At 40.6% G+C, this 26,582-nt stretch carries 20 protein-coding genes; 6 read left to right on the forward strand and 14 right to left on the reverse strand.

From position 1 onward, the window contains the following. Window positions 1-5: 5 nt before the first annotated feature. Complete coding sequence (locus ABJD64_RS23255) at window positions 6-527, reverse strand: hypothetical protein (protein ID WP_348181255.1); 522 nt, start codon at window positions 525-527, stop codon at window positions 6-8. 53 nt (window positions 528-580) lie between these two features. Here ABJD64_RS23255 and ABJD64_RS23260 point away from each other — a divergent pair, with 53 nt between their 5' ends. Both ABJD64_RS23260 and ABJD64_RS23265 read left to right on the forward strand, forming a co-directional pair. After that, complete coding sequence (locus tag ABJD64_RS23260) at window positions 581-889, forward strand: iron-sulfur cluster assembly accessory protein (protein WP_348181256.1); 309 nt, start codon at window positions 581-583, stop codon at window positions 887-889. Between the two features lie 97 nt (window positions 890-986). Continuing rightward, a complete protein-coding gene (locus tag ABJD64_RS23265; protein WP_348181257.1) occupies window positions 987-2,387 on the forward strand; it encodes a hypothetical protein in 1,401 nt (466 codons plus the stop codon). Window positions 2,388-2,526: 139 nt separating this feature from the next. Here ABJD64_RS23265 and ABJD64_RS23270 read toward each other — a convergent pair whose 3' ends face one another. The 13 genes from ABJD64_RS23270 to lepA form a co-directional block, all read right to left on the reverse strand. Beyond that, on the reverse strand, window positions 2,527-3,987 hold the full coding sequence (locus tag ABJD64_RS23270) for a SusD/RagB family nutrient-binding outer membrane lipoprotein (RefSeq protein ID WP_348181258.1): 1,461 nt from the start codon (window positions 3,985-3,987) through the stop codon (window positions 2,527-2,529). Between the two features lie 19 nt (window positions 3,988-4,006). After that, window positions 4,007-7,213, reverse strand: a complete 3,207-nt coding sequence (locus ABJD64_RS23275) for a SusC/RagA family TonB-linked outer membrane protein (RefSeq protein WP_348181259.1) — start codon at window positions 7,211-7,213, stop codon at window positions 4,007-4,009. Window positions 7,214-7,548: 335 nt separating this feature from the next. Next, window positions 7,549-8,199 (reverse strand): hypothetical protein, encoded by a 651-nt coding sequence (locus ABJD64_RS23280; RefSeq protein ID WP_348181260.1) that lies wholly within the window; start codon window positions 8,197-8,199, stop codon window positions 7,549-7,551. Window positions 8,200-8,275: 76 nt separating this feature from the next. After that, the gene (locus tag ABJD64_RS23285) at window positions 8,276-8,767 is read right to left on the reverse strand and encodes a lipid-binding protein (protein WP_348181261.1); all 492 of its coding nucleotides are present in this window, start codon (window positions 8,765-8,767) and stop codon (window positions 8,276-8,278) included. Window positions 8,768-8,778: 11 nt separating this feature from the next. Beyond that, entirely contained in the window at window positions 8,779-9,390 is a 612-nt protein-coding gene (locus ABJD64_RS23290; protein WP_348181262.1) for an immunoglobulin-like domain-containing protein, read from the reverse strand. A gap of 27 nt (window positions 9,391-9,417) precedes the next feature. Next, the gene (locus ABJD64_RS23295; protein WP_348181263.1) at window positions 9,418-10,878 is read right to left on the reverse strand and encodes a SusD/RagB family nutrient-binding outer membrane lipoprotein; all 1,461 of its coding nucleotides are present in this window, start codon (window positions 10,876-10,878) and stop codon (window positions 9,418-9,420) included. Window positions 10,879-10,905: 27 nt separating this feature from the next. Next, on the reverse strand, window positions 10,906-14,091 hold the full coding sequence (locus ABJD64_RS23300; protein ID WP_348181264.1) for a SusC/RagA family TonB-linked outer membrane protein: 3,186 nt from the start codon (window positions 14,089-14,091) through the stop codon (window positions 10,906-10,908). 533 nt (window positions 14,092-14,624) lie between these two features. Continuing rightward, window positions 14,625-15,065: a hypothetical protein gene (locus ABJD64_RS23305; RefSeq protein WP_348181265.1), complete on the reverse strand. Its 441-nt coding sequence runs from the start codon at window positions 15,063-15,065 to the stop codon at window positions 14,625-14,627. 5 nt (window positions 15,066-15,070) lie between these two features. Next, entirely contained in the window at window positions 15,071-18,247 is a 3,177-nt protein-coding gene (locus ABJD64_RS23310; RefSeq protein WP_348181266.1) for a T9SS type A sorting domain-containing protein, read from the reverse strand. Between the two features lie 160 nt (window positions 18,248-18,407). Continuing rightward, a complete protein-coding gene (locus ABJD64_RS23315) occupies window positions 18,408-20,345 on the reverse strand; it encodes an OmpA family protein (RefSeq protein WP_348181267.1) in 1,938 nt (645 codons plus the stop codon). Window positions 20,346-20,374: 29 nt separating this feature from the next. Beyond that, entirely contained in the window at window positions 20,375-20,956 is a 582-nt protein-coding gene (locus ABJD64_RS23320) for a 7-carboxy-7-deazaguanine synthase QueE (RefSeq protein WP_348181268.1), read from the reverse strand. A 39-nt stretch (window positions 20,957-20,995) separates the two neighbouring features. Beyond that, window positions 20,996-21,877, reverse strand: a complete 882-nt coding sequence (locus ABJD64_RS23325) for a bifunctional 5,10-methylenetetrahydrofolate dehydrogenase/5,10-methenyltetrahydrofolate cyclohydrolase (protein ID WP_348181269.1) — start codon at window positions 21,875-21,877, stop codon at window positions 20,996-20,998. A 65-nt stretch (window positions 21,878-21,942) separates the two neighbouring features. Continuing rightward, complete coding sequence (lepA, locus tag ABJD64_RS23330; RefSeq protein ID WP_348181270.1) at window positions 21,943-23,730, reverse strand: translation elongation factor 4; 1,788 nt, start codon at window positions 23,728-23,730, stop codon at window positions 21,943-21,945. Between the two features lie 113 nt (window positions 23,731-23,843). Between lepA and ABJD64_RS23335 the strand changes: the two genes are divergently transcribed. From ABJD64_RS23335 to arsS, 4 genes are all read left to right on the forward strand, one after another. Continuing rightward, a complete protein-coding gene (locus tag ABJD64_RS23335; protein ID WP_348181271.1) occupies window positions 23,844-24,359 on the forward strand; it encodes a DUF4924 family protein in 516 nt (171 codons plus the stop codon). A 67-nt stretch (window positions 24,360-24,426) separates the two neighbouring features. Next, window positions 24,427-25,101, forward strand: coding sequence for a DUF2064 domain-containing protein (locus tag ABJD64_RS23340; RefSeq protein WP_348181272.1), 675 nt, complete (start codon window positions 24,427-24,429; stop codon window positions 25,099-25,101). 88 nt (window positions 25,102-25,189) lie between these two features. After that, complete coding sequence (locus ABJD64_RS23345) at window positions 25,190-25,525, forward strand: arsenosugar biosynthesis-associated peroxidase-like protein (protein ID WP_348181273.1); 336 nt, start codon at window positions 25,190-25,192, stop codon at window positions 25,523-25,525. Beyond that, window positions 25,525-26,580: an arsenosugar biosynthesis radical SAM (seleno)protein ArsS gene (gene arsS / locus ABJD64_RS23350; protein ID WP_348181274.1), complete on the forward strand. Its 1,056-nt coding sequence runs from the start codon at window positions 25,525-25,527 to the stop codon at window positions 26,578-26,580. Before ABJD64_RS23345 ends, arsS begins: the two co-directional genes overlap by 1 nt. Window positions 26,581-26,582 lie beyond the last annotated feature (2 nt).

A 26,582-nucleotide genomic window follows, 5' to 3' on the forward strand; every position in this document is an offset into this window, starting at 1 on the left:
GCCAATTAAAATACTTGTTGAATTTCATTCTTAACGAAAGTGAGCGCTACATCAGTACCCAGTTCTTGTTTTTCTATTACTTTTTCAAATATGCGTCGGGCCAAATCGATGCTCTTTGCCTCCGCATCCAGCTCGCCGGCAGACTCATTGACCAGCATGACTATTTCTTCCATGGCATTTTTAACCAAATTCCATGACTCCTCTGACATGTAAACTTGCTGAGACAGATTATGATTAAACTCTTCTCGGATTTCATGCAACAATACTTGCTGAAATTCCCCTGCGGTCATTTCTCCTACATTGAGCCGCACAATTAGATTTTTGGGCGCTATACGCTCAACAAACAGACAAATACGCTCGTACGCCTGTAGACGAACCGGAAGAACAGTCTCATTGTTTTTTATTCTGATATCTATGAGTCTTTTTTCATATTCCTTATTCAAAAACATACGTGTTGTCAGGAACATGGCGTATAAAACTGCTCCTGCGGGTAGAATGATTTTTCCGAATTCTGTCAGTGCCTCCAAGGTCTAATTTTTAATTTGTATAATTCAAAAATAAGTATTTTTGCCATAGAAAAATGGAAGATAGAAAAATGAGTCCGGAACCCGTTAGCATTACACCAAAGGCCGTTGAGGAAGTGAAAAATATCATGAACAACAAAGGTATTCCTGAGGACTATGCCTTGCGCATTGGTATCAAAGGCGGTGGTTGCGGAGCGATGGGTTATATGCTTGGCTTTGATAAGCTCAAGGACTCAGATATTAGTTACTTGCACGAAGAAGTCCCAATTGTAATCGAGAAAAAACATGTGATGTACCTGATGGGACTGGAAGTTGATTTTGTAGAAGACTCAGAGGAAAGGGGTTTTTGCTTTAATAAGGATTGAGAGTAGTTATAAATCACCTTTTTGTCGTTTTATAACAATTCGTTGTAAATCCCTGGTTTGGTCTAAGTGATTGGCTTGATTGTAGTGTTTGCCAGGTATGAAATTTTACCTTCTTCTCCTTTTTAAAAAAACTGCACTGGGACTCTTACTTTTTAACCTGTGCTTTAGCACTTCATTTGCACAGGTTATCCATCAGGAATTACCTGTAGGAGAGATTATTGATAGTGTGAGATGTCAAACTGATCCATCGCTATCCTACGCAGCGTATCTGCCTTCCAACTATGACTCAAATAAGCGATGGCCAATAATATACCTCTTCGAGCCAATGGCCAGAGGTAAGCTGCCCATAGAATTATACGCCGAGGTGGCAGACCGTCGGGGATACATCCTGGTCTGTTCCAATAACTCAAGAAATGGTTCGGTTGCTAAAAGCCTGGATATATTTAACGCCTTAGAAAATGATACGGAGAATAGGTTTTCGATTGACCCCAATCGTATATATACCTCGGGATTTTCAGGTGGAGCCCGATTCGCTCAATTCTTGGCAAATACACAAGAGCAAATTACTGGTGTAATAGCCGTTGCGGGACCAAAGCTTGAGTCAAGGATAAATGGAAAACAGTATCTATACTATGGAATAGTTGGAAGCAGGGACATGAACTATATCGAACATCATGACTTTCAGAACGAGCTAGATAAAAATGAAATTAAGAATTTACTTATGACCTATCTGGCCCCACATCGGTGGGCACCAGCCAGAGAATATGAAATTGCGTTGGAGTGGCTTGACGTTCAGCATAAATTAAGCAGTGGGAATGAGATTACGGATCAAGGGCTAGCTCAATACCTTTCTAAGGAGATACTAAGGGTGGATACACTTGATGGTTTGTCAATGATTGACAAGTATGAATACCTCACTGGATTGAGAAAAAGTATTGCCACTTTTGAATATAAAGTGTTGGATGAAAAAATCGAGATGTACAGAAATAATAAGGATCTCCAAAAGAATATTTCCCGAAGGCAAAGGCTATTCAAAAAAGAAAGACAATCTTATCAGATCATATCATCTGCTCTATATCAATTGAAGGTCAGCTCCTATGACACCTCCTTACCACTAGATTCTACTTCCTATCCTTTGAGCTGGTGGAAGCAAACCATTAGGGACCTGCAAGGCAAAGTAAAAAGAGCTGATGAGAGGGGTGATATAGCAGCTAGGACATTGGATGTGATAAGAGGTCAAGTGTTTGGAGTAGGCCTTCAAACAGATGCGGAGGATAACATTGAGTATAAACTAAATCTCAGCCGGATTCAAACCATGCTTTACCCTCATTCAGTTTGGGTGCTCTGGAATCAGGCAGTCATTTTTGCTCAAAAAAAGGATGAGAAGTCAGCACTTGGCTGTTTAAAAAAGGCGAATCAAATCAATGATGTTCAACTCTACAGCCTAAAAGAAAGTCAGAAGGAACTGGCCAATCAGTTTCCTTATCTATTTGAATAAAAAAGTCGACCCAGAGGCACTAGTTATTTTATTTCGCCTGAGCCAACCTGGAAGTAAGTTTGAAGAAATACTAATTTTAGTACAAAAAAAGCCTTGACAAACAATTGTCAAGGCTTTTTTATTATAAGGTATGACTTGATTAATTATCCCACCAAACCCTATTGCTCAATTCTGCTCCTCCTTGTCGTTCGCTTGCTACGGTCACGTTGGCCGCATTGGTAGTAGCCTCAACGCTTCCATACATCAATCGACGAGGAATGACTCCTCCATTTTGATCATTCAGTGCCACCGGAATATCAGGGAAACCTGTTCTTCTCCATTCGGTCCAGGCCTCGATAGACTGACCGTATAGGGCTATCCACTTTTGCGTAGCTATTTGTTCTAGAGCAGTACCTGCATTGTAAGCCACGCCGGTCGACGCTAAGAAAGTAGTAATTGCTGCAGCATCGGTCACACCATTTTGCTCCATTGAGGCGCTTATGGCATTTTCATACGCTGTAGCCGGATCATCCGCAATCCACCCTCTTGCTGCTGCTTCTGCTCTGATAAACTGAACTTCAGCATAGGTCATGAAATATGCCGGTGCATTATCAGCAGCATACAAGGCACCTATTTTTGAGGAAGATGCATTGGTCAACCCAATAGCTGCAAGAGAAGCTACACCATTAGGAATACCTACATACTCATTGGCATCATTCAACTCAGCATATACCGGTAATCTTGGGTCCTGTGGTGCGGCCGAAGTACCATTTCCAATCATTCTAGTGGCGACAGATGCGCTGATCCTAAAATCATTCTCTCTACCGACCAATCTACTGTGCACAGGGTTTTTATTACCAGATGTAGTAGAATATTGAATAGCTGCATTTTCTGCCTGACTTGAGATCAATGGCTGACTAAGCATAGCAACAACTCCAGCTTCGGCAGTTGTAGGATCTACTTTAGACAAGTGCATAAATGCTCTTAATCTCAAAGAATTACCAAATCGTAACCACTTATCCATATCACCGCCATACATGACATCCTCTGAACCAAACCCATCGGTTCTCGAAGCAACAATCAAACCCGTTGCCGTGTTGAGGTCAGCTATGATTCCTTCATAAACCGTTTGTTGAGTGTCAAAAACGGGAGTTGATATTCCATCATCTCCTTTTAAAGCTTCTGTATATGGGATATCTCCCCATACGTCTGCAAGTGACATATAAGCATAGGAACTCATGATCATTGCTACAGCTTGTTGGTTGACATTTCCCTCAGATTCAGACACATCCAGTATATGTTTGAAATCCCTCAAAGCATTGTCATAGATATTATTCCAATATACATTGATATCATTCAATCTCGGGCTGTACTGATCTTCATCCGGATATTCTCCAGAACCGTGATGCTGTACCCATAGCCCGATATAATTAATACCCATTTGATAGGACGTTTGATAAGACAAATCTACCTGAGCACCAGCCAATACAAAACTGGCCGGCACATCATTCGGTGCATTTGGGTTTTGAGCTAATTCATCAAAGCCATTGTCACAAGACACTCCTGCTAGCAATAGGAATAGTGCCAGAGGAATAATTTTTATATATTTTATTATTTTCATGATTATTCTTTTTTGTCAATTAGAATCTAAGATTTAAAGCAGCTCCCCAGCTCTTTACTGACGGTACATTGTTTACTTCAAATCCCTGTCCATTACTTGCTCCATATGCACTACTCTCTGGATCAATACTGTCCACATTTGAGTATAGGATTGCAAGATTTCTGCCCGTAATTGAGAAATCCACCGCATTAAATGGAGTCTTTTCAATGATATTCTTAGGTAATGTATAAGACAATCTCACTTCTCTTAATTTAACGTATGATGCGTCAAATACACCTTCTTCTTGTGCAGAGAATGTATTGTGCCAGTAAGCTTGTGGGTCTACTTGGATGGTGTTGGTAGTATAAGTACCATCTCCATTGTCGATCACCCCCTCTGCTACATAGTCGAAATTGTCTCTGCCTTCAAGTGTTTTAGTCAACTGTCCAGAGTAGCCTCCAAAGAACTCAGTCAGCGCAAATACGTCTCCTCCGCTTTTCCAATCCAGAAGTGCACTCAATGAAATTCCCTTGAACGAAACATCGGCACTGAAGCCAGCTGTAAAATCAGGGTTAATATTACCCAACAACTGATTTCCTCCTGAAGCTCTAAATGGTAGCCCACTTGATGGGTCGATCAAACGCTCTCCTGCATCATTTCTTGCCCAAGCCGTTCCATAGATTTCTCCATATGGTCTCCCAACCCTAGCTTCAGTTTGAGCTCTATGCTGTTCGATAATCAAAGATTCTACATCAGGGTGTAGTTCTACTACTTCATTCCTGTTTCTGGAGAAGTTTACCATCAAATCAACTTGCAACCCAGTACTTGTCTGAATGGGCGTACCACTCAACATAAATTCTATCCCTGAATTTTTGACTTCACCGGCATTAATAAATTGGCTGCTGAATCCACTCGTAGATGGAAGGGTAAGTGGAACGAGTTGATTGGTGGTTTTTCCTGCATAGTACGTCAGGTCAAGATTCATTCTGCCTTCAAAAAACCTAAGATCAGTACCTATTTCATAGGATACGGTCTCTTCTGGTTTCAGGTCAGCATTCGCCAACTGATCGCCCAAAGCAAAGGAAGGTGCTCCCCCGAATGGAAAAGTAATGTCCGCCTGATTATTGGTAATTCTTTTTGCTACAAAGAAGGACTGCGTGTTATAGGGATCTGTATCGTTTCCAACTTTTGAAACACCGGCCCTGATCTTAGCAAAACTGACTACGGGAATATTAAATGCATCAGTCAAAACAAACGAAGTGCTTATTGATGGGTAAAAGTAAGAGTTGTTATTCGCTGGCAAAGTAGAAGACCAATCGTTTCGGCCAGTAATATCCAAGAACAACATGTTCTTATAAGCTATCTGACCAGCAAAATACAAGCCATTGATTTGCTTTTCGGTGGTATAGTTTCGCACTTCCGGCGTCCCTTTTGCATTAGCTAAATTATAAATATCCGGAACCAATAATCCCTGAACTCGGGTGAATTCGTTGGAAACGGTATTGTTATATCTGTTTGCACCCAGGATCAGGTTACCTGCTATATCATCCGTCAGATTCTTAGTAGCAGTTAATACAAAATCCACATTGTAAGTGTTCACTGTATAGTTGTCAAAAACGAAACCGCCATCAACTAGCGCAGGATCAGCTTGCAAACCTGCCTTATATCTCTGCCTTCTACTATCTTCATAAAAATCTGTACCAGCTCTTATTGAAGCGTTCAACCAATCTGTAACATCATAAGCAATCTTGAAATTACCCATTACTCTATCCCTCCTGTCGTCATTCACGTTTTCGTTATAGATGGCATAAGGATTGTCATACCAGGCAGGTATTGGAGAAATTGGTTTCTCGAAAGATTGAGGATTACTTGGATCAGAAGTATTCAAAATCAAGTTTCCATCTGCGTCTTTGTAATTCTTGAACGGAGCGTAGTCAATTTGACGTCCATTCCAATTGAATAGAGATTGAAGTGCATTTTGACCGTCATAGCCTGTATTGGGTCTGTTTTTACCTTTCGTAATACTATAGTTTAAAGATACATCAGCTCGCAACTTTTCGGTCATATTCATGCCGGTGTTGATGCTGAAATTGGTTTTATCAAATCCAGTATTTGGCATAATACCTTCTTGCTCCAAATCTGAAACAGAAAATCTAAAATTGGCCATGTCATTGCTTCCTTGAATTGAAACACTGTTAGAAAAAGTGCTTCCTACTTCAAAAAAGTCTCTTACATTATCGGGATTAGAAACCCATGGTACATCTTGGTTGAAAATATTTCTCTTGGTTGTACCTTGGTCCAATCTGTCTCCCCAGCTTTCATCTTTGTCGAGATACTCAGGGTAGTCTCTATTTCCGGTAGTTCCTTGTCCAAACTCATTCTGAAAATCTGGTAATCTCAATGGTGTTTGTCGAGTATACGAAGTGGTAAAGCTCACACCAAGTCCTTTTTGACCTTTTCCTGATTTTGTAGTGATGATGATTGCTCCGTTTGAAGCTCTAGAACCGTAAAGTGCAACAGCAGTAGGGCCTTTAAGTACTGAAAGGCTTTCTATGCTACTGGGGTCCAAATCCTGGATGGCATTACCATAATCAGCGCCACCCTGTTCTTCATCACCTTTTCTTGTTCCATTTGAAGGTTCGTTCGTGTTGTTTCTCGCACTAGAAGAAAATTGCGAGTTATCAACGGGAATACCATCAACCACAAACAAAGGTTGATTGTTACCTAATAATGAGCTATTTCCACGAATCACAATTCTAGAAGAAGCACCTGCAGCTCCAGAGGAACTATTCACCGTTAGGCCTGCAACTCTTCCAGCAAGACCATTCACAATATTGGTCTCTTTAGACTGATCAAGCATCTTGCCTTTTACCTCCTGAACTGAGTAGCCCAGTGCTTTTTTCTCGCGCTCCACTCCCAAGGCAGTGACTACGATTTCGGCTAGTTGCTGTGCATCGGCAGCCATCCCCAGGTCTATGACACTGCGTGTACCAATTTCTATTTCCTGAGAGGCCATCCCTACAAAGGAATAAACCAGTGTACCTCCCTGGGAAGGAACAGACAGTTTATAATTACCATCCATATCTGTGGTGGTTCCTGAGGTTGTGCCCTTTAGCATAACCGTAACACCTGGTAAGGTTGCATTGTCTTCTTCAGACGTTACTTTACCAGAAATTGTGCGCTCCTGCGCTTGTACTCCAAAAGAAAGTACAAGCGAACACATCATACTAAGTAAGAGTTTTTTCATTGTCTTAGTTTTAAGTGATTAAAATGATTAACTGACTAATAAAAGAGCAGCTGAACATTCCCCTTAGTAAGACTAAGACAATAAAATACAAAGGTTATTTCACGGACTTAATGGCAAAATAATGCGATAATTTTGTGATTGACGAGTGTGGCAAATTATAATTTCACACTTGCCGAATTGGTCGATCTTTTCTCTCTTTGGAGGCTAGCCAGAATGGAATAACCAACTAATATTTGGAGGTCTTTTTGGGGCATGAGGCAACTTTTAAGGAAAGAAATCAACACGTTTGAATTGCATTCGCAGATGAATCAGTGTCAGATCATTGTGAAGTCAACTTATATATTCTCTATGTATTGCAACATGCTATAAACATCTCCCTCCGTGCCCGAAAGGTTTCTTTTTTTGATAAAATCAACTAAACTTTTATGATTTGACCTCAAATACTTGGCAATCTTTTTTGTTGAGTTTGATTTTAACATCAATTCGCCATTGCTAAATAAATAATAAGTACTGTTCTGAACATATGTATCGGCCCTGTTACCGGTGTCCAATATTACATTGTAGTTGCTGGGCATAAAAGTAACTTCTTGTGTCGCGTAAAATTCGTATATCCCGCGATAGATGACTTTACAAAATTGGTCTTTTAAGGCAAAATATTCATTGACCAGGCTACTTCTGACATATTGCTCCTCATTATGACTGAAGGTCAATACCCCACTACCTAATAGCTTTAATCCTTCTGTCTCAAAAAGATCATCTCTCAGATTATATCTGGCGACAACATTTTCCAACAATGAGCTATCTATTCTTAGTATGGTTAATTTCACCTTATCATCGGTAAGGTAGTAGTGCCCCTCAGTTGGCGCCTTTGTCAATTTTTTTTCTTGTATGTTTCCTAGCCTTTCGTTTACTATATTATCCTTTTGGGTTTGGGCATAGGAAGCATTAAAGTTGATAAGTATCAATAGAAGGAATATGTATTTCATAATTAGGAAGACTATGATAAAAACAAAAGAGCTAAATAAATTTAGCTCTTTTGAAATATTTAAACTTTAATTAAAATCAATGCTCGTCCTCAAGGAATCCTGTTCTTCGAACTCCTGAAGCCCTGTAGACCGTAGGGTCATCCGTAGGCTGAACGAATTCAAGGTAAATGCTATCCGCAACTACGCCACTGGTGGAGAACCCTCCATCCTTAATAACGATTCCGTTGCTTACGGTCACATTTCCTGAGCCGCCCAATTCAGTCACGTCTGATGCGGAAAATGAAAGACCACTGACGTTTACTTTGTATTGGATTCCCCAACCGTCAGTATCATTTACCATCATTTCCGTTTCTGAATTAGCCGCAGTGTTCGAGGTCAGTAGGGTGAAATACCCAAAACCTGGGTTCACCCAAGAACCATCAGTCTGCTGAATCTCATATTGAATATACCACTCACCAGACAGTTCTGTAACTGCAGCATACTCTATTTCCGGATCATCCAATTCGCAACCAGTAATAATGCCGATTGATAGAATTAGAGAAAATAGTTTTATTATATAATTTTTCATATCTCGTATTATTATTCGTATTGAAAATTGTAACTAAATCCAGCCGGATTTATCGTAATGGCAAAGGTCCTGGCCACTGGGTCATAGGTGGCATCAACACTTGTCTGGCCAAATGCAAGAGTCTGCGGAATAGCAGTCATTACATCTCCATCCATCTGAAAATAAAGAGGGAATACCCCTCCAAAGCCCATATCAGTACCAAAAAAGATATTAGTAGTTCCAGGAACAAGGGAAATTACACCTTTCCTTTCCGGTCTACCAATATCAGCAATATTCCCAGAAACATCTGTCGCAACTATGGCCGGGTCATAGACGATGACCTGTTGACTGCTGGTACCTGGAAAGCCATCAGAGTTTTCTGCTGAATAGGTCACGGTATAAATACCGGGTGTTGCGTTATCAACACCATTGACTATCGTAGGTGTAAGCTGAGTATCCCCTTCCGTCACCATCGCATCTGGGGTAAAGCTAGTACCTGTGGTAATCACCACACTTGCTCCATCCGTCAGTTCAAAGGTAGGAAAGGTAGTAACCCTTGAAACACCCTCTGTATCCAAATCTTCCTGGCAACCTGTAAATACAACAGCAAGAAGAAAAAATCCTATATATATTAAATTTTTCATGATTCTTATATTTGAATTATCCATCATTTATTGATCCCACCATACAGCAGTATGAATATCCTTTTGAGTAGGTGTATTTGCATTTCTACTCACTTCTCTATCCGGATACAGGTATCTTCTAGGATACTGACCGCTCGTTACACCATTCACTGGGTAGTTCAGCTGTCCGGATACGAATGTTGTAGCACTCGTGCTTTCCAGAGGAAACCCTGTTCTCAAATGATCAAACCAGGCTTCCAAACCATTAATTCTGGCGTTGGCAACCCATTTCTGCATGATGATGGCCTCTATGTTTTGCGCTAAAGTTCCATTTGGATATTCGTATAAACCTGCCGCTGCAATAAAAGTGCTGGCATCTTCTCCATACATGCTGAAAGATGCATTCACTGCAGCATCATAAAGCGTTTTTGCGTCACCAGTTCCGTAACCTCTCGCCGCTGCCTCAGCTTGCAAAAACAAGCTTTCTACATCAGAAATGAAATAAACGGGATCGGTAGCAGTAACTATAGCTCTGGAAACGTCATCCGGATCCAAGTCAAGCGTAGAAAGTTCATAATCGCCCTGTCTCTGACCGGTGATTAATCCTCCGTTTGCAGGCACCTCATAAAGAGAATTGATCCTTGGATCGCCATTGTTAGTCAAATAATCAACCATCGTAGTACTTGCCTTCAAATTGTTGGCAGTATTCAATTGGCGTCTATCTTGCTCAAAAAGTGGGTTACTGGCGTTAGCCTGATCTGCAAAGCTTGTCACTGCTGCCGATGCATCCAAAAATTCTGCATTGCTAGCATAAAGAGCATCAATCCCAGCCTGAGCTACAGATGCTCTTGACTCGGTCTGACGCATGTAAATTTTCAGTTTCAAGGTATTTGCAAATTTCACCCACTCAGCCATATTACCTCCAAAAATGAGATCGGCTGTTCCTGGATTCGTAACAGTGATTGCAGACAAGTCTTTAGCTAAAGCATTGTCTAATCTTACGATTAACGAATCATAGATCACTTGTCCATTCACATAAGCAGGAGAAAAATTACCTTCGCCTCCCTGTAGAGCCTCATCAAATGGAACGTCATCATACAAGTCCGCTAAAATTTGAAAAGAGTAAGCTTCTAAAACAGTAGCCATCAAATAATAACTCCAATCTTCATCAACTGTAGCCTTCTCCTTCACAAATCTCAAGTCATTCAAAGCACCAGCATATAGCTCCTGGAACCTTGCTCCTTGAAAAGTAGAGATAAGATTATATCCATCGATGGCTTTGTATTGATTCGCCGCATGGTTTTGTGTCCAATACTGAGACCAAATGTTACCTGTCAGGGCATAATCCCCACCAATCACACTGACAACTGATAATGTGGCGGCCGGAAAAACCAGGCCTGCAGTTGCGTCCGTGGGGTTATTTGGATCTGTATTTACATCCAGATAATCTTCGCACGAGGCCATAAAAATCATCGCTATGGCCAAGCTTATATTTATAAATTTTTTCATAATAAATCTTCTTTAATTTTGACCTAATTAAAATGTAGCTTTCAAGCTAAACCCAAGACTTCTTGTAGTAGGTCCTACTCCAAATTCACCAAATTCACCTAGTAAATCATTACCAAAAGTGGTAGATTCTGGATCTACTAGATTGTTGCTTTCCGGAGTAAACAATAGAAGGTTTCTACCTACAATATTGAGATCCAAGCTAGCTATTGGAGTCTTGTCCAACAACGCCTTTGGGAAAGAATAGCCAAGTGAAACTTCTCTTAGCTTCAAGAAGGTTTTACTATGCATATGCTGTCTACTCACGCTGTTATTTGACGACTGATTGTGGAAGTTATTCACGTTGGAATAGTCAACGGCCTGAGTATTTTCAGAAAATGTACCGTCACCATTGTCAACAACAGAGTTAGGAACAATCCATGGTCTTCTTTCATTGAACAGGGTATTGGTCGCGTTGCCTACAAACATAGTCAGACGCTGCGTGTATGAGTACATCATACCACCTTCTCTGTAATCTAGGTTTACATTCAATCTAAAGTTTTTGTATTTGAATGCATTAGCTAGCCCCATAGTAAAATCAGGGTTAACATCACCGTAATAAACTTTATCAGTTGCTACGGTAGGAATACCCGCTCCATTCACAATGACTTCGCCCGTAGGTGCAGTTGCCTCAGTGTGGCCATAGATGGCACCCATTGGCTTACCCGGCTCTGCTCTCATTTCTATCCCAAAAGCTGAATGAAGCACTAAGAACTCAAGACCATCTGTCAGAGAAACCACTTCGTTTTTGTTTTTGGTGTAGTTGTAAGAAATATCCCAACTGAAATTAGCAGTTTTGATAGGAGTAGCAGTAATCATGAGCTCTACGCCTTTGTTGGTCACTTCGCCAATGTTCTTAGTTTGCTGTGTGTATCCACTAGAAACTGGCACTGAGACTCTTAATATTTGGTCTGTAGTCGATCTATCATAGTATGCCACATCAATTCCAAACCTATTATTAAAGAATTTCAAATCTGCACCGATTTCCCATTCACTTGTGATCTCAGGCTGTAATGCCGGATTACCAATGATGTTAGAGACTTCAAAACCGTTAACCCCATTGAAAGGCAAATTGATATTACCAAAAGGGAGCCCTACTTGCCCAGGAATCAAAACTGACTCGACAGCGTATGGAGCTGCATCATTACCGGTTTGTCCCCAACTGGCTCTGACTTTACCAAAAGACAATATACCATCTAGAAATGGGGTAACTTCTGAAAATACAAAGCTCATATTCACACCAGGATAGAAGAAAGAGTTGTTATCCTTTGGAAGTGTTGAAGACCAGTCATTTCTAGCAACTGCAGTCACAAACAACATATCCTTATATGATGCTTCAAGCTGACCATACACTCCGATCAATCTTCTTTTTGAATCAAACGTAGTTACTACCGGATTCGAAGAACTATTGCTGATGTTGTAATAACCAGGAATATCTAAGCCCGCAACGGTTTGCGTCTGATTGCGAAGTACTCTCTCATTATTATTCAAGCCAACAAGTCCCGAGATACTCAAGTCGCTTGTAACAGTTTTATAAGCATTAACCATAAAAGTGTGATCAATTTCTCGTGCATATCTGCTTTGATCTATCACCTGACCAGGTATATCAGTTACTGTGCCATTAGGAGAACCTGGTGTTGTATTCGCTATAGCAATCCAATCTTTGAGGTGAGAATTTGCTACATCAGCTCCAATTCTATAAGTGGCATTCAACCAATCATTGAACTTGTAAGTCAGGTCAATTTTTCCATAAACTCTATCCTCATTGAAACTGTTACCATTTTCGTTAATAGAATAGTATGGATTTTGAGCATACTGTGTGTGGAAATTATCCAGATTGTTAAAAGGGTTGTTATAGTCTCTCCAATCGACAATACTAGCATCTCTTGGTACCTGAATCAACTCCTGGAAGGTTGTAGTTCCTGCTCCACCTTGACCACTTGTAATAACACTTTGCTTTTTGTTTGAATAATTCAAGCTGGTAGTTGTACTCAATTTTTCACCTTTTAATGTTCCTCTAAGTGAAATACTATTTCTATTCAACTGATCAGCATCTCCAGGTACAATTCCATCCTCCTTCACATTTCCGTATGACAGATAGTAAGTAGCTAAGTCATTACCTCCACTAAGAGAAATTGTGTTGATATAGGAAGTTCCTGTTTCATAGAAATCTTTCAGGTTATCTCTTGCTTCAAAGGTTCTTAGCTGCTGACTGTTGTCTACCACATTTCCATGCAATCTCTCCTGTCCATCAAGTCTAGGACCCCAGCTACCATTTTCTTCAGAAGCATAGTGACCACTCCAGCCCTGACCAAAGGTGTCTTGCAATTGAGGCAATCTCAATGGTCGAGAAAAAGTTGCTGAACTTGAAAATGACAACTTAACTCCTTCTTGTGATTTACCTTTTTTTGTTGTGATAACAATCACACCATTCGCTGCTCTGGAACCATAAAGAGCGGTTGCGGATGCACCTTTCAATATAGTAACAGACTCAACGTCATCTGGGTTAATGTCATTAGCCCGGTTACCAAAATCCTGGCTTCTATTAACATCAGTTGCCAAACCTGTTGCGCTCGAACCGTTCGAATCGTTGAAGTTGTTTGAACTGTTATTGATCGGAACACCGTCTACGATATAAAGAGGATTATTAGCTCCTCCAATAGAGGAGTAGCCTCTCAAAATCACTTTGGTAGATGCACCCGGAGCTCCGGAAGCCGTGGTAATATTAACACCGGCAACCTTTCCTTGTAATGAACTCATTACGTCGGTGGTTCTCCCACGAGTGACTTCCTCAGAGTTTACCTGTGAAGCTGAATAACCAAGGCTCCGAACGTCTCTTTCAATCCCTTGGGCTGTCACCACGATTTCAGCTAGTTGCTGAGCGTCAGTAGCCATTCCCAAATCAATAACCGATCTGGTTCCGACCTCTATTTCCTGAGATGACATTCCCACGAATGAAAAGACTAACGTACCACCTTCTTGTGGTATGCTCAATTTCCAATTTCCGTCCAAATCGGATGTGGTACCGTTGGTAGTACCCTTTAAAATTACCGTAACGCCTGGCAACGTGGAACCATCCTCATTGGAGGTTACTTTACCAGAAACAGTACGATCTTGAGCCCACGACTCACCAATGAGTGCGGACATCAACATGATACTAAGTAGTAGTTTTCTCATATTGTCTTAGTTTTTAATGATAAAATATGTTTAACTGGCCTATAAAAGGGAAGCTCATTTTTACCCCTACAGCCCTAAGACAAAAAATTCAAAACGTTATTATGCCGACATTTACTCTAGAAAAAGGAATAATAATGCAGAATCGAAATTGTGCGGATTTTAATTTTTACGAATGCCATATTCATAAGTGATTGCAGCTGAATGGGAATATTTTTATCTCTGTTTCCAAATAATAATTGGCACTGATATTTTGGCATTTCACTGAACGATGTTTGAGAATTTCTTTTCGCCCGGTTCTTGATTGTTGCCCAAATTGGCGATCAAAAATGCGTTTTGTACCAAACTGAACAGCAGCTAAATCAACAAAAAAGGCATCAGCCGGAGTGGACTGATGCCTTTTTTTTATACTAACGTAATGGAGTGTCTGATCCCTTATGAGTCTATCCCTTTTAGGAAATCTAACTTTACTCTTATTTGATTAGTAGTCAAATTCATAATTTTAGATGTAGCCATTAATTTCAATCCGAAACTTCTCATCTTTGATCCAAAGATTCAATTTTGGATTTCAATACTACATTCTGATTTCTAATGTCCACAACTAAAACATGCGATGCTAGCTTCTCACCAGGCTGAAGCATTTCAGTGGACTTGAGTACTTCCAAACGATAGTCATCGAACCACTTAACATATCCTGCCGCGTGCTTATCGTTGTGTACAATATTGCCTGACTTATTTTCCATTACCACATAGTTTAAAGTCTTCGTTCTTCCTTGCCGCTCCTCTACGTGTATGTATAAGGTAAGAGTATTAGCATCATTGACTAGGGTTTCGTTTATGCCTCCAATGGCCTCAACTACCCCTTCAATTGCCGTATTTACTTTCGCATCCTCCTTGTTATTTTTCACTGTCTTGCAAGAATACATCACAAGAAAGGACAATACGATCAGGCTAATTCTAGAATTAATATTAGTCATTCGATTCAGTCAATTATAAACTTGGAAACATTTGATCTTCCTTGTCCATCAACTAACGTCAACAAATACATCCCTCTATCCAGGTGATTTGTCTCAATTCTTTTACTTTTCCATGCACTTGCAGCGACTTCAGTGTGAACCAGAGCTCCCTGAATATTTCTAATCTCAATAGACTGAACATAACTGTTGTCAATATTGATATTGAGGTAATCCGAAGCAGGATTTGGATAGACATTGACTTCAGGATCAAAGTTATCGGCAGATAATATTACCTTCTGTCCTTCATACGCCAAACCAAGATCTACACTCCAGATTCCACGGCCATACGTTCCAACAACGACTTCTCCCTCCTGAACCTTGATGTCTTGAATCATAACAAAGGGTAATCCATTATCTGCGTAATGCCAAGATTCACCATTGTCAGTGGACTCATAAAGTCCAAGTTCAGTTCCTGCCCAAATTGTCATGCCATCAGGGAAAATCAACAAATCGTAGGTTGATATATCAGGAAAGCCATTACTGCTTTCGCTGTTGACACCAAAACCAGAGATGTCTTCCCAAGTTTCACCCAGATTTTTAGATCTCAGGATTTTTGGTTCGCCAGTTCTTGACATGGTTACATATACAGTTTGTGCATCATTTGGATCCGGAACAATAGTCGTGATATTACCTGCATCCGGCAACAAATCATAATTTTTAACTGGCTTAAACGTATCTCCAAAATCGGTAGAAACAAACAGCGTACGATCATTGTCCATGGCTCCACCAGCCCAAATGATTGAAGGGTCGGCATCGGATACTTCTACATCGAGAAATCCCCCCCAGCCATCACTAGCTTTCAATTCTTTCCAATTCCACAAACTTCCAAAGTTCGTAGACTTCCACACCCCTCTGTCGCTCACAGCAAATACAAAATTTGAATTGTTTCTTGAGTTTCCAAATTTTGAAAAGAAAGGAGCCTCAGAACTATTATTACCTGAATCTACAAGTCCATTAGTAGAATCTTCCCAGGTAGCCCCTCCGTCAGTTGTTTTATGTAGAATATTCTGATATATAGCAATCAACATAACATTGGCATCGTTTCCATGCCACAATACATCCAAACCATCTCCGCCATTGGGCTGATAAAGATAGCTCGAGCTGGCCTCAGGATCATCACTGGAATACACAACCCCATTATCTTGAGTTCCGCCCAAATATGAAGCTGATCCTGGTTTTTTAGAAACATTATAAAATTGCGTGGTTGACATTCCCTTGGAACGACTACCAAAAGTTTGTCCGTCATCAATACTTACAGCTACACCACCGTCATTAGTAGACACAACTCTACTTACTCCATCAATATCAAAAATACTCAATGAGTGATGGTCCGGGTGCATGTCCTCGTTGCTTTCCGACACATTACTCACCGACATATTATAAAAATCAACTTCACCAAAGGTGACACTGAAAGTAGCATCAGCGATATTTCCAGCATTGAAATCTGAATCCAAAACTAATTTTGGCCACATGAACAAATACTGAGATTCTTCATGTCCTCCGCTTTTGGTAATTGTTGAGGAAGGTGAACTGGCGTTGTATGCTATAGAATGCACAAAGATGTACTCTCTACTGTTACTCAAATCTTCATCTGCAGGGAAATTCAATGTAAAACCACCGTCCTGTTCTTGATCTCTAAATGAGACCATCAATTGTTTATTGTTTTCTGTATCCCATACTTCAAAGGGCACTTCTACATAGTTTTGATAACTATAATCAGCATCTGGCACACCTGCATTTTCTCCGGCTGGTACCGTAAATCGATGCGCCATTTGTTTTTTATTGGTTCCAAAGCGTATCTCCAATGATGGTGTTTCAAGAGAGTTTTTGATGGCTAGCTTATTGCCATAATGTGTGCCATTATTAAAATTCACCAAGTCTAAGAACCATTTGGTTTCACTATCGTCAGCACCGAGGAAAGTTTTCTTCCCATTTATCTTCGTATCAGATTCTACGACCCCAGTCCAGAGATTGGTTCCTCCCCAAATAATTTTCTTATCGTTATCTGGGTAAATAGCTATACAGTTATCATAATTTCCTTGTACCAAATAGTCTGTATCTCCAACAACGGACCCGTCTCTTACCAAAGTCCAGGTATCACCGGCATCAGCAGAATAAAACAAACCAGAACCTGAGGTTGTCACTCCACCATATGCTACCGATGCAAATAGCGAGTTACTATTAGAAGGCGCTATTGCAAATTCAAATCGACCTGGGCTAAATGCACTTGCTACCGCCCCAATTCCAGTCGCGTTCCAAGTAGCACCACCATCCGTAGACTTAACTATTCCTTCTTGAAAAACGGATAGATATAAGGTTTCAAAATTGTTGGGATCAGCGCTCAGTTGATGCGCCAAGTTTGTAGACTCATAGATTTTCGTCCAAGAATCACCGCCATCTGTCGACTTCATTACAGCACCATGAGGACCCTCGGCACGAAAATTAATAGATGTAGATGCAAATATTACATTGGCATCTGTAGGGTCAATAACAATTCTATTGACATTAGAAAAATCCTCAGATGCAGATTTGATCGTACTTGGAATCAGCGCCCAAGTATCTCCACCGTCAGTGGACTTCAATATTCCCGATCCATTATGCAATGAGCCACTATATGCATTCTCGCCTGTACCGGCATAGATGATTTGCGGACTTTGATCATTTTGGGCAAGGCAAACTATGGATAAATTAGGAACACCTTCTGTTACATTTATCCACTTTACACCTTGATTCGAGGTTTTCCATATACCGCCTCCCGCAGTACCGACTATCCAACTAAAATTAGTGTCATCATTTTGATCGACTAGGAAAGCTTTAGCTCTACCAGGAACATTGCCAGGCCCTCTTTCTTTCCAATCTAGCAATTCTCGTTTTCTTGCATTTGATCTAACATTGGAAATCGATTTCAAATATTGAGCACCGATATCTGGTCTTTTTATTTCCTCAGAAGCATCTCCTCTTCTGGTTCTTGTCATTCGGTCAATGTAAGAGACCACTGCAATTTTAGCCTCTGAATCACGTCCATAATGAATAGGGTTATCATAAGTTGTGTCAAAGGATTTTTTTTGGGTGATTAGTTCGTTAGCCTGATAAAACAGGCATAGGCCGGTAAGCAATCCGACAGTGATAGGAGCAATTCTCATTTTGGGTATGGTTTTTTTAAAAATAATTCAATCCCGGGGTTCGAAAATCGTTGCTAAACAATCAAATGGAACAACACCTGAATTGATTCAATCTCCAAACTTATGTCAATTCAATCAGATATCCTTTTTTCTCTTAAATTTTATTCCTGATTTTGAGATTTTATTTTGTATCACTGGATATACTTGATATTTTAAACTCTATCCTTCTGTTCTTAGACTGGTTTTCCAAATTATCATTGGGTGCTATCGGTTTATCTTGTCCATATCCTACATATGTGATTTGTTCAGGACGAATTCTCTTGAATAGTAAAAAATCATAAACGGATTTAGCTCTCTTAGTTGACAATTCCATATTATATTGAGCCGAACCAATGTTGTCAGTATGACCTGATATTTCCACCTTTACATTCGGGTTTTGCCGTAGAAAATCATACACTTCTTTTAGCTCGGACATAGACTTTCTTTGCAGGCTGTACTCATTAAAGTCAAAGAAAATATTTCCTAAAACGGTAATGGCACCAACCTTCACAGGCTCTAGTTTAATATCCAATAAATTTTCATCGAATTGATCAATATCTTCGAACGAGAAAGAAAAATCTTTAAACAAGTAGCCTGTAGCAGAAACATACAATCCATAGTGATTCGATTCAGAAAGTACTACCGTATAGGTACCCGTCTTTTTATCTGAACTCAGCTCAGAAAAATACTTCTCGTTATTCAACTTGTAAAGTTTAATATCAGCCTGAAGCGGTGCTCCTGAGCTGGCATCCGAAACAGTTCCTCTGAGATAAGAACTTTTGTTGGATACCTGAAAGCTATCGGGTAGATCAAAACTGTACAGTTTACTTTCAAAATCATGGCGCATCTTCTTCTCTATCGTATAGTATCCTTTCTCCCCGTCCGAGGAAATGTAAAGTGATACCTGATCGTGTGCGTCGTTGAGCGGGTATCCCAAATTGAGTGCCTCTGACCATACAGAATCTGTCTTTTCACTCATGTATATGTCTAATCCACCGAGTCCAATCCTGCCATTGGACGAAAAGTAAATAGACTCGCCATTCGCGTGAATAAAGGGTGATATTTCGTCCTTGTTGGTGTTTATTTTCTTCCCCAGGTTTATAGCTGGCTCCCACTTGCCTTTTTTGTTCTTGCTCGACGACCATATATCCTTTCGCCCCATTCCTCCTTGTTTGTTGGAAACAAAATAAATCGTCCGCCCGTCTGCAGAAAGCGAAGGCTGAGCCTCCCATGCTGCGGAGTTTATCATAGGGCCCATGTTTTCGGGTACCGACCAGTTATTACCCTCCTTATAGGACACATAGATATCACAACTACCATACCCCCTCCTGCCATCGCATGAGGTAAACACGAGCATTCTGCCATCCGCCGACAAAGAGGCTGCTCCTTCATTAAATTCTGAATTGATATTATCGGAAATAGATTGGGGCACAGACCAGCTTCCATCCTTCAGTTTATCACTATAAAAAATATCCTCATCATTCTTGACCGAAAGTCCTTCGCGCCTGGTAAAATATATCTTTTGCTGATCTACTGACAACACAGGAAAATATTGCAATTTAAAGGAGTTGGCAAAATCTGGTAATATTTCAATATGATAATCAAATGGAGAAGTCATGGCCTTTAAGGCAAATTGACAATTGTCCACCATCACCTCGGCCTGTATCCTTTTTTTAAGATCGGTGTCTTCTCGGGATAGGTAGTGAGCCAGGTAAGCTTTAGATTCCTCGTAATTAGACTGTTTGAAATAAATTTCACCAATCAAAAAGTAGGCATACATGGATTTTGAATAGTCCGGATCTATTTCCAATGCTTTGTGAAAACAAGCTAGTGTGAGGCTGTCACGCCCCAGTCGGTAATTGGCACTCCCCATAGCCAGCCAAACCTCAATGAAATTGGGATCTTTGTCCAATGCATCCTGAAGTGGTTCCATGGCCTCTCTAAACTGTGATCGTTTCAGGTATTGACGAGCCTCTTCATAATATTTTTCGGCTCTTTTATCAATGGTGTGATACTTGGTGCCTTGAGCAAAAGCGGTCAGAAATGAAAAGCAAATTAAAGTGGTAAGGGCAATTCTCATAAACATCGTTTTATGCAATAACGAAGATATTATGGAATATTGAGGTATTTATGTGTTTGTAATGAAATATTCCATTGGGGGTTTGCCTTGGCGTAATCTATGATCTTTTCTGTCATTTGATCTGCCTTACCCCATTCAGGTTGAAGGTAGAGCGTACATTTTTCTCCTACTCCATCAGCATGTTTTTCTGCAAATTTAAAATCTGACTGGTTGAATACGATGGCTTTCAATTCATGAGCTTCATCATATACAGATTCATGAGGTGCCTTGAATTTCTTAGGAGAAAAACAGACCCAATCCCATACCCCGGTCATAGGATAAGCTCCAGAGGTTTCTAAGTGCAATCGATAACCCTCCGATTTCAGGCATTTGGTTAGTTCTTTTAGATCATACATCAACGGCTCCCCACCTGTGATAATAAGCGTTTTACAAGGGTATTGGCTCAACTCATCCAAAATCTCTTGGATAGCCAAAAAAGGATGGTCTTTTTCATTCCAGGATTCCTTCACGTCGCACCACACGCATCCCACGTCACACCCTCCTAATCGCACGAATATTGCGGGTTTTCCAGAATAAAAACCCTCCCCCTGGATGGAGTAGAATATCTCCATAATGGGTAGTTTCTCTGATATTTTGGGAATGAAGGTCAATTAAGAATAAGATTTCTTAGCAGCGTCCAAGGTATTCATGAGAAGTGACACTATAGTCATGGGACCCACACCTTTTGGAACCGGAGTAATGAAGCTGGCCTTCTTTTCAACTTCTTCGAAGTCCACATCTCCCACAATCTTAAAGCCTGATTTTCTTGATTTATCTTCCACCTTGTTGATCCCTACATCTACAACAATCACACCCTCCTTCACCATATCGGCTGTAATCAGACCAGCTACCCCCGTAGCCACGATCAATATGTCTGCCAGCCTCGTATGACTCGCCAGGTCTACCGTATGAATATGCGTCAACGTAACTGTGGCATCTCCCGGATTGTGACCTTTAGCTAGTAAAATACTCATGGGAAGTCCTACTATATTGCTTGCTCCTACCATAACGACATGCTTTCCTTTGGTTTCTATATCGTATCTCCTGAAAAGCTCGAGTATTCCATTTGGTGTTGCAGGCAAATGACAGGGTAAATTAGAACTCATCCGACCAAAATTGAGATGATGAAATCCATCCACATCTTTCATCGGATTGATTCTATCGATGATTTTCTCCTTGTGAATGTGATCAGGAAGGGGCAACTGCACGATATAGCCGTCAATTTCATCATCCTCATTGAGGGCGTCCATTTTTTTCAAGAGATACTCCTCACTAATGTCCTCACTGAACTGTAGATGTGTGGATATGAAACCCACTTCCTTGCACGCCCTGATTTTATGATTAACATAGGTGTGACTGGCTGGGTTTTCTCCTACCAGAATGGTTGCCAGATTGGGTCTTTTTTCTCCGCGACCAACCATGGTCTCTACTTCCGTCTTAATTTCTGCTTTAATTTGATCGGAGATCTTTTTTCCGTCGAGTATTGTAGCCATTGACTTATCTGTTTTTTCCTATGCTATTTGGGTAAATGTAGGAAATTATATTTGGTCTTTACCAGTTAATCAAGTTTCAAAACTGCCATAAAAGCATCTTGTGGGATTTCTACATTCCCAACCTGACGCATTCTTTTCTTTCCTTTTTTCTGCTTGTCCAACAGTTTACGTTTACGCGAGATGTCACCACCATAGCACTTGGCCAATACATTCTTACGCATGGCTTTTACAGATTCGCGAGCAATAATTTTTGTCCCGATCGAGGCTTGCACCGCAATCTCAAACATTTGTCGCGGCAATAGTTCTTTCAGCTTCTCACAAAGTCTTTTACCCCAGTCATAGGCTTTGTCGCGATGTACAACTGCGGATAACGCATCTACTGGCTCCCCATTGAGCATAATATCTAATTTCACCATCTTCGACTGGCGTAATCCAATCAGTTCATAATCCAATGAGGCATATCCTCTAGAAATGGTTTTTAGTTTATCAAAGAAATCAAAAACGATCTCAGACAGCGGCAGCTCAAAGGTGAGTTCCACTCTATCAGAGGTGAGGTAAACCTGATTCTTTATTTCTCCTCTTTTATCAATACATAGAGAAATAATAGGCCCCACAAAGTCCGCTTTACTGATAATTTGTGCTCGAATAAATGGTTCTTCTATATGACTGACGCGAGTTGGATCTGGCATTTCAGAAGGCGCATTAATTGCCCTCTCCGTTCCATCAGACATCACAGCCTTGAATTGTACGGAAGGCACCGTAGTAATCACAGTCATGTCAAACTCTCGTTCCAGTCGCTCCTGAATAATCTCCATATGGAGCATACCCAGGAATCCACATCTAAATCCAAATCCTAATGCTGCGGAAGTCTCAGGTTCCCAAACCAACGAAGCATCATTGAGCTGGAGTTTTTCCATAGAAGCTCTGAGCTCTTCATAGTCGGTAGTTTCCACTGGGTAGATTCCGGCGAATACCATGGGTTTCACATCCTCGAAACCTTTGATCATTTCCTGAGTCGGACGGTCTACATGAGTAATAGTATCTCCCACTTTGACCTCTTTGGCCACTTTGATACCAGAAATAAGATAGCCTACATTGCCTGCTGAAATTTCTTTTTGCGGTTTCTGCTCCAGCCCCAAAATGCCAATTTCGTCGGCGTCATAAGTTTTTCCCGTAGCAACAAACTTAACCTTGTCTCCTTTTTTAATACTTCCGTTGAACACACGAAAGATTACCTCGATACCTCTAAAAGAGTTGAAAACTGAATCAAAAATCATGGCCTGTAAGGGTTCATCCGATTTTCCCGTTGGTGCAGGAATTCTGTTGATGATTCCCTCCAAAATGTCATCCACACCGACGCCAGTCTTACCACTTGCATGAATAATATCTTCTTTGTCACAACCAATCAAATCAATGATTTGATCAGACACTTCATCTGGCATGGCTCCCGGCAAATCAATTTTGTTCAAAACCGGAATGATTTCAAGGTCGTGCTCAAGCGCTAAGTAAAGATTGGAAATGGTCTGTGCTTCTATGCCTTGAGAAGCATCTACTATCAACAATGCACCTTCACATGCAGCAATAGACCTTGATACTTCATAAGAAAAATCAACGTGGCCAGGAGTATCGATTAGATTGAGTATATAGTCTTTCCCTTCAAATTTATAACCCATTTGAATGGCGTGACTCTTGATTGTGATTCCACGCTCACGCTCCAGGTCCATATCATCCAACAGCTGCTCTTGCATATCGCGATCCGATACAGTACCTGTGTGTTGTAATAATCGATCAGCCAAGGTGCTCTTGCCATGATCAATGTGTGCAATAATGCAAAAATTTCTTATGTTCTCCATTTTTTCAAAAAAGAATGCAAAAATAGATAAAGTTTGGTTCAGATTTGCATTATGGTTCAAAGATGGATAGGTAGTTTTTGAATTAAAATTAATAGTTAAACCAAATGGCCGTTATGACCGATCAAGCAAACAATATTTCTGAATACATTATCTCCATCTACCGAAAGGAAGATCTGATGCGAGCCTATCAGTTTGATCTTGAAAAATTCGGTACCCAAGTCATTAATTTCTTTCCGATTTCGGATAAAGAAAAATTGGCTGAAGTAAATCACTATGAGGAATTCATGCAAAAAATGAAGGATCAGGGTATTGAAGAAAAAGGTCACTTAGAAGAAGTGAAAGAGCTGGTACTAACTTTAAGCCGAATGCATGATCAATTAAAATTGGATGATGACGACTATTTCAGTGTTTATCAAAAAGCCCTTCCCTTTATTGAAAATAACATGAGTCATGCCAAGGGAGCTATAAGAGACGAGATTCAAATATGTCTGAATGGTATCTATGGATTTCTTCTACTGAAAATAGCTGAAAGAACTATTCAACCGGAAGAACAGGAAATGGTAGATCGGTTTGGGGATTTATTGTCTCTGTTAAGCTACAAATACGAGGAGAATAAGGCCTCCAACTAGCGGATTTTAAATAAACATATTGAATCTGGAATTATTTCCGACGGACTGGGGTTAGTAGATTAGCACATTGAACAAGAGATCTCACGATACCGCTATTCTCATTTTTTCTAAACCTTCTGAAAAAGAAGGAAATGAAAAAGTATTGATCCCTCAAAATCAAACCACAAACAAGAGTTCGCTTAAGTGGCTTAGGAACAGGACCCTTCAGGTTGTACAAGCGACAAGACTTCCCAGTTTCTTAATCGAAGAGCAAACAGGAAATACCTTTGGACAGCGATTGGCAAATGCCTTTCAGTGCGTTTTTGACCAGGGTTATCAGCATGTCATTGCCATTGGGAATGATTGCGTGGAACTTTGCGAGGCGGATTTAATAGAAGCTGCTCGACTGGTCAGTCAAGGCGAAGTGGTTTTAGGGCCAGATCTAAGAAATGGCACCTACCTAATTGGCTTGAACCGGACCCAATTCAATGCAAGTCGACTAGCTCAACTACCGTGGCAAAGTAGGGATACATTCAAATCCTTAGTTGAGCACTTTGGCGTATGCCAAATCATGGAAACAAAGCAAGATCTCAACCACAGACAGGATCTTGAAAATTATGTTCAGCGAGCGGCAAGAAAAATCAGAAAAATCTTCCACCTGCTGCTCAGCGCTACCATGAATTGGGCTGACAGCAAAATGGAACCTCATACTTCATCATACCATTTAGTACTTGCTCATAGAGGTCCTCCACAACGATTCTGAGATTTCATTTAGCTCTAGATTGGTATAGAGCGAGTGATCTATGCCCTCGTATAAAATTTCATGCTAATTAATTCCAAACTCTACCCGAATGGAAAAGACTTACTATGATCCTAAGGATCTTAAAAAATTTGGTAATATATCTGAACTTCAACCCGAACTCGGCAAAAAATTCTTCGACTATTATGGAGACGTTTTTAAAGAAGGCGCGCTGACCCAACGTGAAAAATCACTAATCGCATTGGCTGTTTCGCATGCCGTCCAGTGTCCCTATTGCATTGATGCATATACTTCTGATTCATTAGAAAAAGGTGCCGACGAAACCCAAATGATGGAGGCCATTCATGTAGCCGCAGCCATCAAAAGTGGTGCCTTACTTGTCCATGGTGTACAAATGATGAATAAAATCGATGACCTGACGATGTGATGCAAAAGGAAAGAAAAATATCTCTGCAGGCCCAACATCATCAGCTTTCAAGAACTTCCAAACAACTGGCGGTTCTTGAAGAGATAAATCAGCAAAGCTTTACTGATAGACTTGAAAAGATCGATAGGTTTCCCTTGAAACCAACAGCGATTGATATTTTCCAGGTCAATATGGGTAAGATGTGTAATCAAGTCTGCAAACATTGCCATGTAGATGCAGGTCCGGATCGCAAGGAAATAATGACACGGGAAACCATGCAATGGTGTCTTGATGCGCTCGATCGGTCAAATATCTCAACTGTTGATTTGACAGGTGGTGCACCGGAGATGAATCCGGATTTCAGATGGTTTGTAGAGGAGTTATCTGGTCGTGGCAAGCAGGTTATTGTCCGTTGCAACCTGACTATCATCCTGGCCAATAAAAAATATCATGATCTACCCGAATTCTTCAGAAAGCATAAGGTCGAAGTGGTATCCTCTTTGCCTCACTTTTCTGCTCGAAGAACGGACGCCCAGCGCGGTGAAGGCGTATTTGAAAAATCTATTCAAGCACTTCAAATGCTAAACAAAGTAGGCTACGGACAACCGGATTCGGATCTAAAATTGAATCTGGTCTATAATCCATCCGGGGCATTTCTGCCACCTGATCAACTAGGTCTTGAATCTGAATTCAAGCGAAAGCTGAGAGACGGGTTCAATATTGAGTTTAATGAACTGTATGCGATTACCAATTTGCCTATATCCAGATTTTTGGATTATCTGGTGGTTTCAGGAAATTATGAAGACTATATGCAGAAGCTTGTAGACGCATTTAATCCGACTGCGGCGGACGGAGTCATGTGTAGAAATACAATCTCAGTAGGGTGGGATGGATATCTGTACGATTGCGATTTCAATCAAATGCTCGATCTCAAACTAAATGGCGGTTCTCCTGATCACATCAAAGATTTTGATGCCGAAGTCTTATCCAAAAGAGAAATTATTCTTAATAATCACTGTTATGGTTGCACCGCCGGTGCAGGATCTAGCTGCGGTGGCACGGTTGTTAATGAATAGTG

The organism is Reichenbachiella sp., assembly GCF_039944555.1.
Lineage (GTDB): Bacteria > Bacteroidota > Bacteroidia > Cytophagales > Cyclobacteriaceae > Reichenbachiella.

Excerpts from the sequence above, each read along its gene's own strand:
- ABJD64_RS23260 (WP_348181256.1), top strand. The coding sequence starts at position 581 with ATGGAAGATAGAAAAATGAGTCCGGAACCCGTTAGCATTACACCAAAG.
- ABJD64_RS23265 (WP_348181257.1), top strand. The coding sequence starts at position 987 with ATGAAATTTTACCTTCTTCTCCTTTTTAAAAAAACTGCACTGGGACTC.
- ABJD64_RS23270 (WP_348181258.1), bottom strand. The coding sequence starts at position 3,987 with ATGAAAATAATAAAATATATAAAAATTATTCCTCTGGCACTATTCCTA.
- ABJD64_RS23275 (WP_348181259.1), bottom strand. The coding sequence starts at position 7,213 with ATGAAAAAACTCTTACTTAGTATGATGTGTTCGCTTGTACTTTCTTTT.
- ABJD64_RS23280 (WP_348181260.1), bottom strand. The coding sequence starts at position 8,199 with ATGAAATACATATTCCTTCTATTGATACTTATCAACTTTAATGCTTCC.
- ABJD64_RS23285 (WP_348181261.1), bottom strand. The coding sequence starts at position 8,767 with ATGAAAAATTATATAATAAAACTATTTTCTCTAATTCTATCAATCGGC.
- ABJD64_RS23290 (WP_348181262.1), bottom strand. The coding sequence starts at position 9,390 with ATGAAAAATTTAATATATATAGGATTTTTTCTTCTTGCTGTTGTATTT.
- ABJD64_RS23295 (WP_348181263.1), bottom strand. The coding sequence starts at position 10,878 with ATGAAAAAATTTATAAATATAAGCTTGGCCATAGCGATGATTTTTATG.
- ABJD64_RS23300 (WP_348181264.1), bottom strand. The coding sequence starts at position 14,091 with ATGAGAAAACTACTACTTAGTATCATGTTGATGTCCGCACTCATTGGT.
- ABJD64_RS23305 (WP_348181265.1), bottom strand. The coding sequence starts at position 15,065 with ATGACTAATATTAATTCTAGAATTAGCCTGATCGTATTGTCCTTTCTT.
- ABJD64_RS23310 (WP_348181266.1), bottom strand. The coding sequence starts at position 18,247 with ATGAGAATTGCTCCTATCACTGTCGGATTGCTTACCGGCCTATGCCTG.
- ABJD64_RS23315 (WP_348181267.1), bottom strand. The coding sequence starts at position 20,345 with ATGAGAATTGCCCTTACCACTTTAATTTGCTTTTCATTTCTGACCGCT.
- ABJD64_RS23320 (WP_348181268.1), bottom strand. The coding sequence starts at position 20,956 with ATGGAGATATTCTACTCCATCCAGGGGGAGGGTTTTTATTCTGGAAAA.
- ABJD64_RS23325 (WP_348181269.1), bottom strand. The coding sequence starts at position 21,877 with ATGGCTACAATACTCGACGGAAAAAAGATCTCCGATCAAATTAAAGCA.
- lepA (WP_348181270.1), bottom strand. The coding sequence starts at position 23,730 with ATGGAGAACATAAGAAATTTTTGCATTATTGCACACATTGATCATGGC.
- ABJD64_RS23335 (WP_348181271.1), top strand. The coding sequence starts at position 23,844 with ATGACCGATCAAGCAAACAATATTTCTGAATACATTATCTCCATCTAC.
- ABJD64_RS23345 (WP_348181273.1), top strand. The coding sequence starts at position 25,190 with ATGGAAAAGACTTACTATGATCCTAAGGATCTTAAAAAATTTGGTAAT.
- arsS (WP_348181274.1), top strand. The coding sequence starts at position 25,525 with ATGCAAAAGGAAAGAAAAATATCTCTGCAGGCCCAACATCATCAGCTT.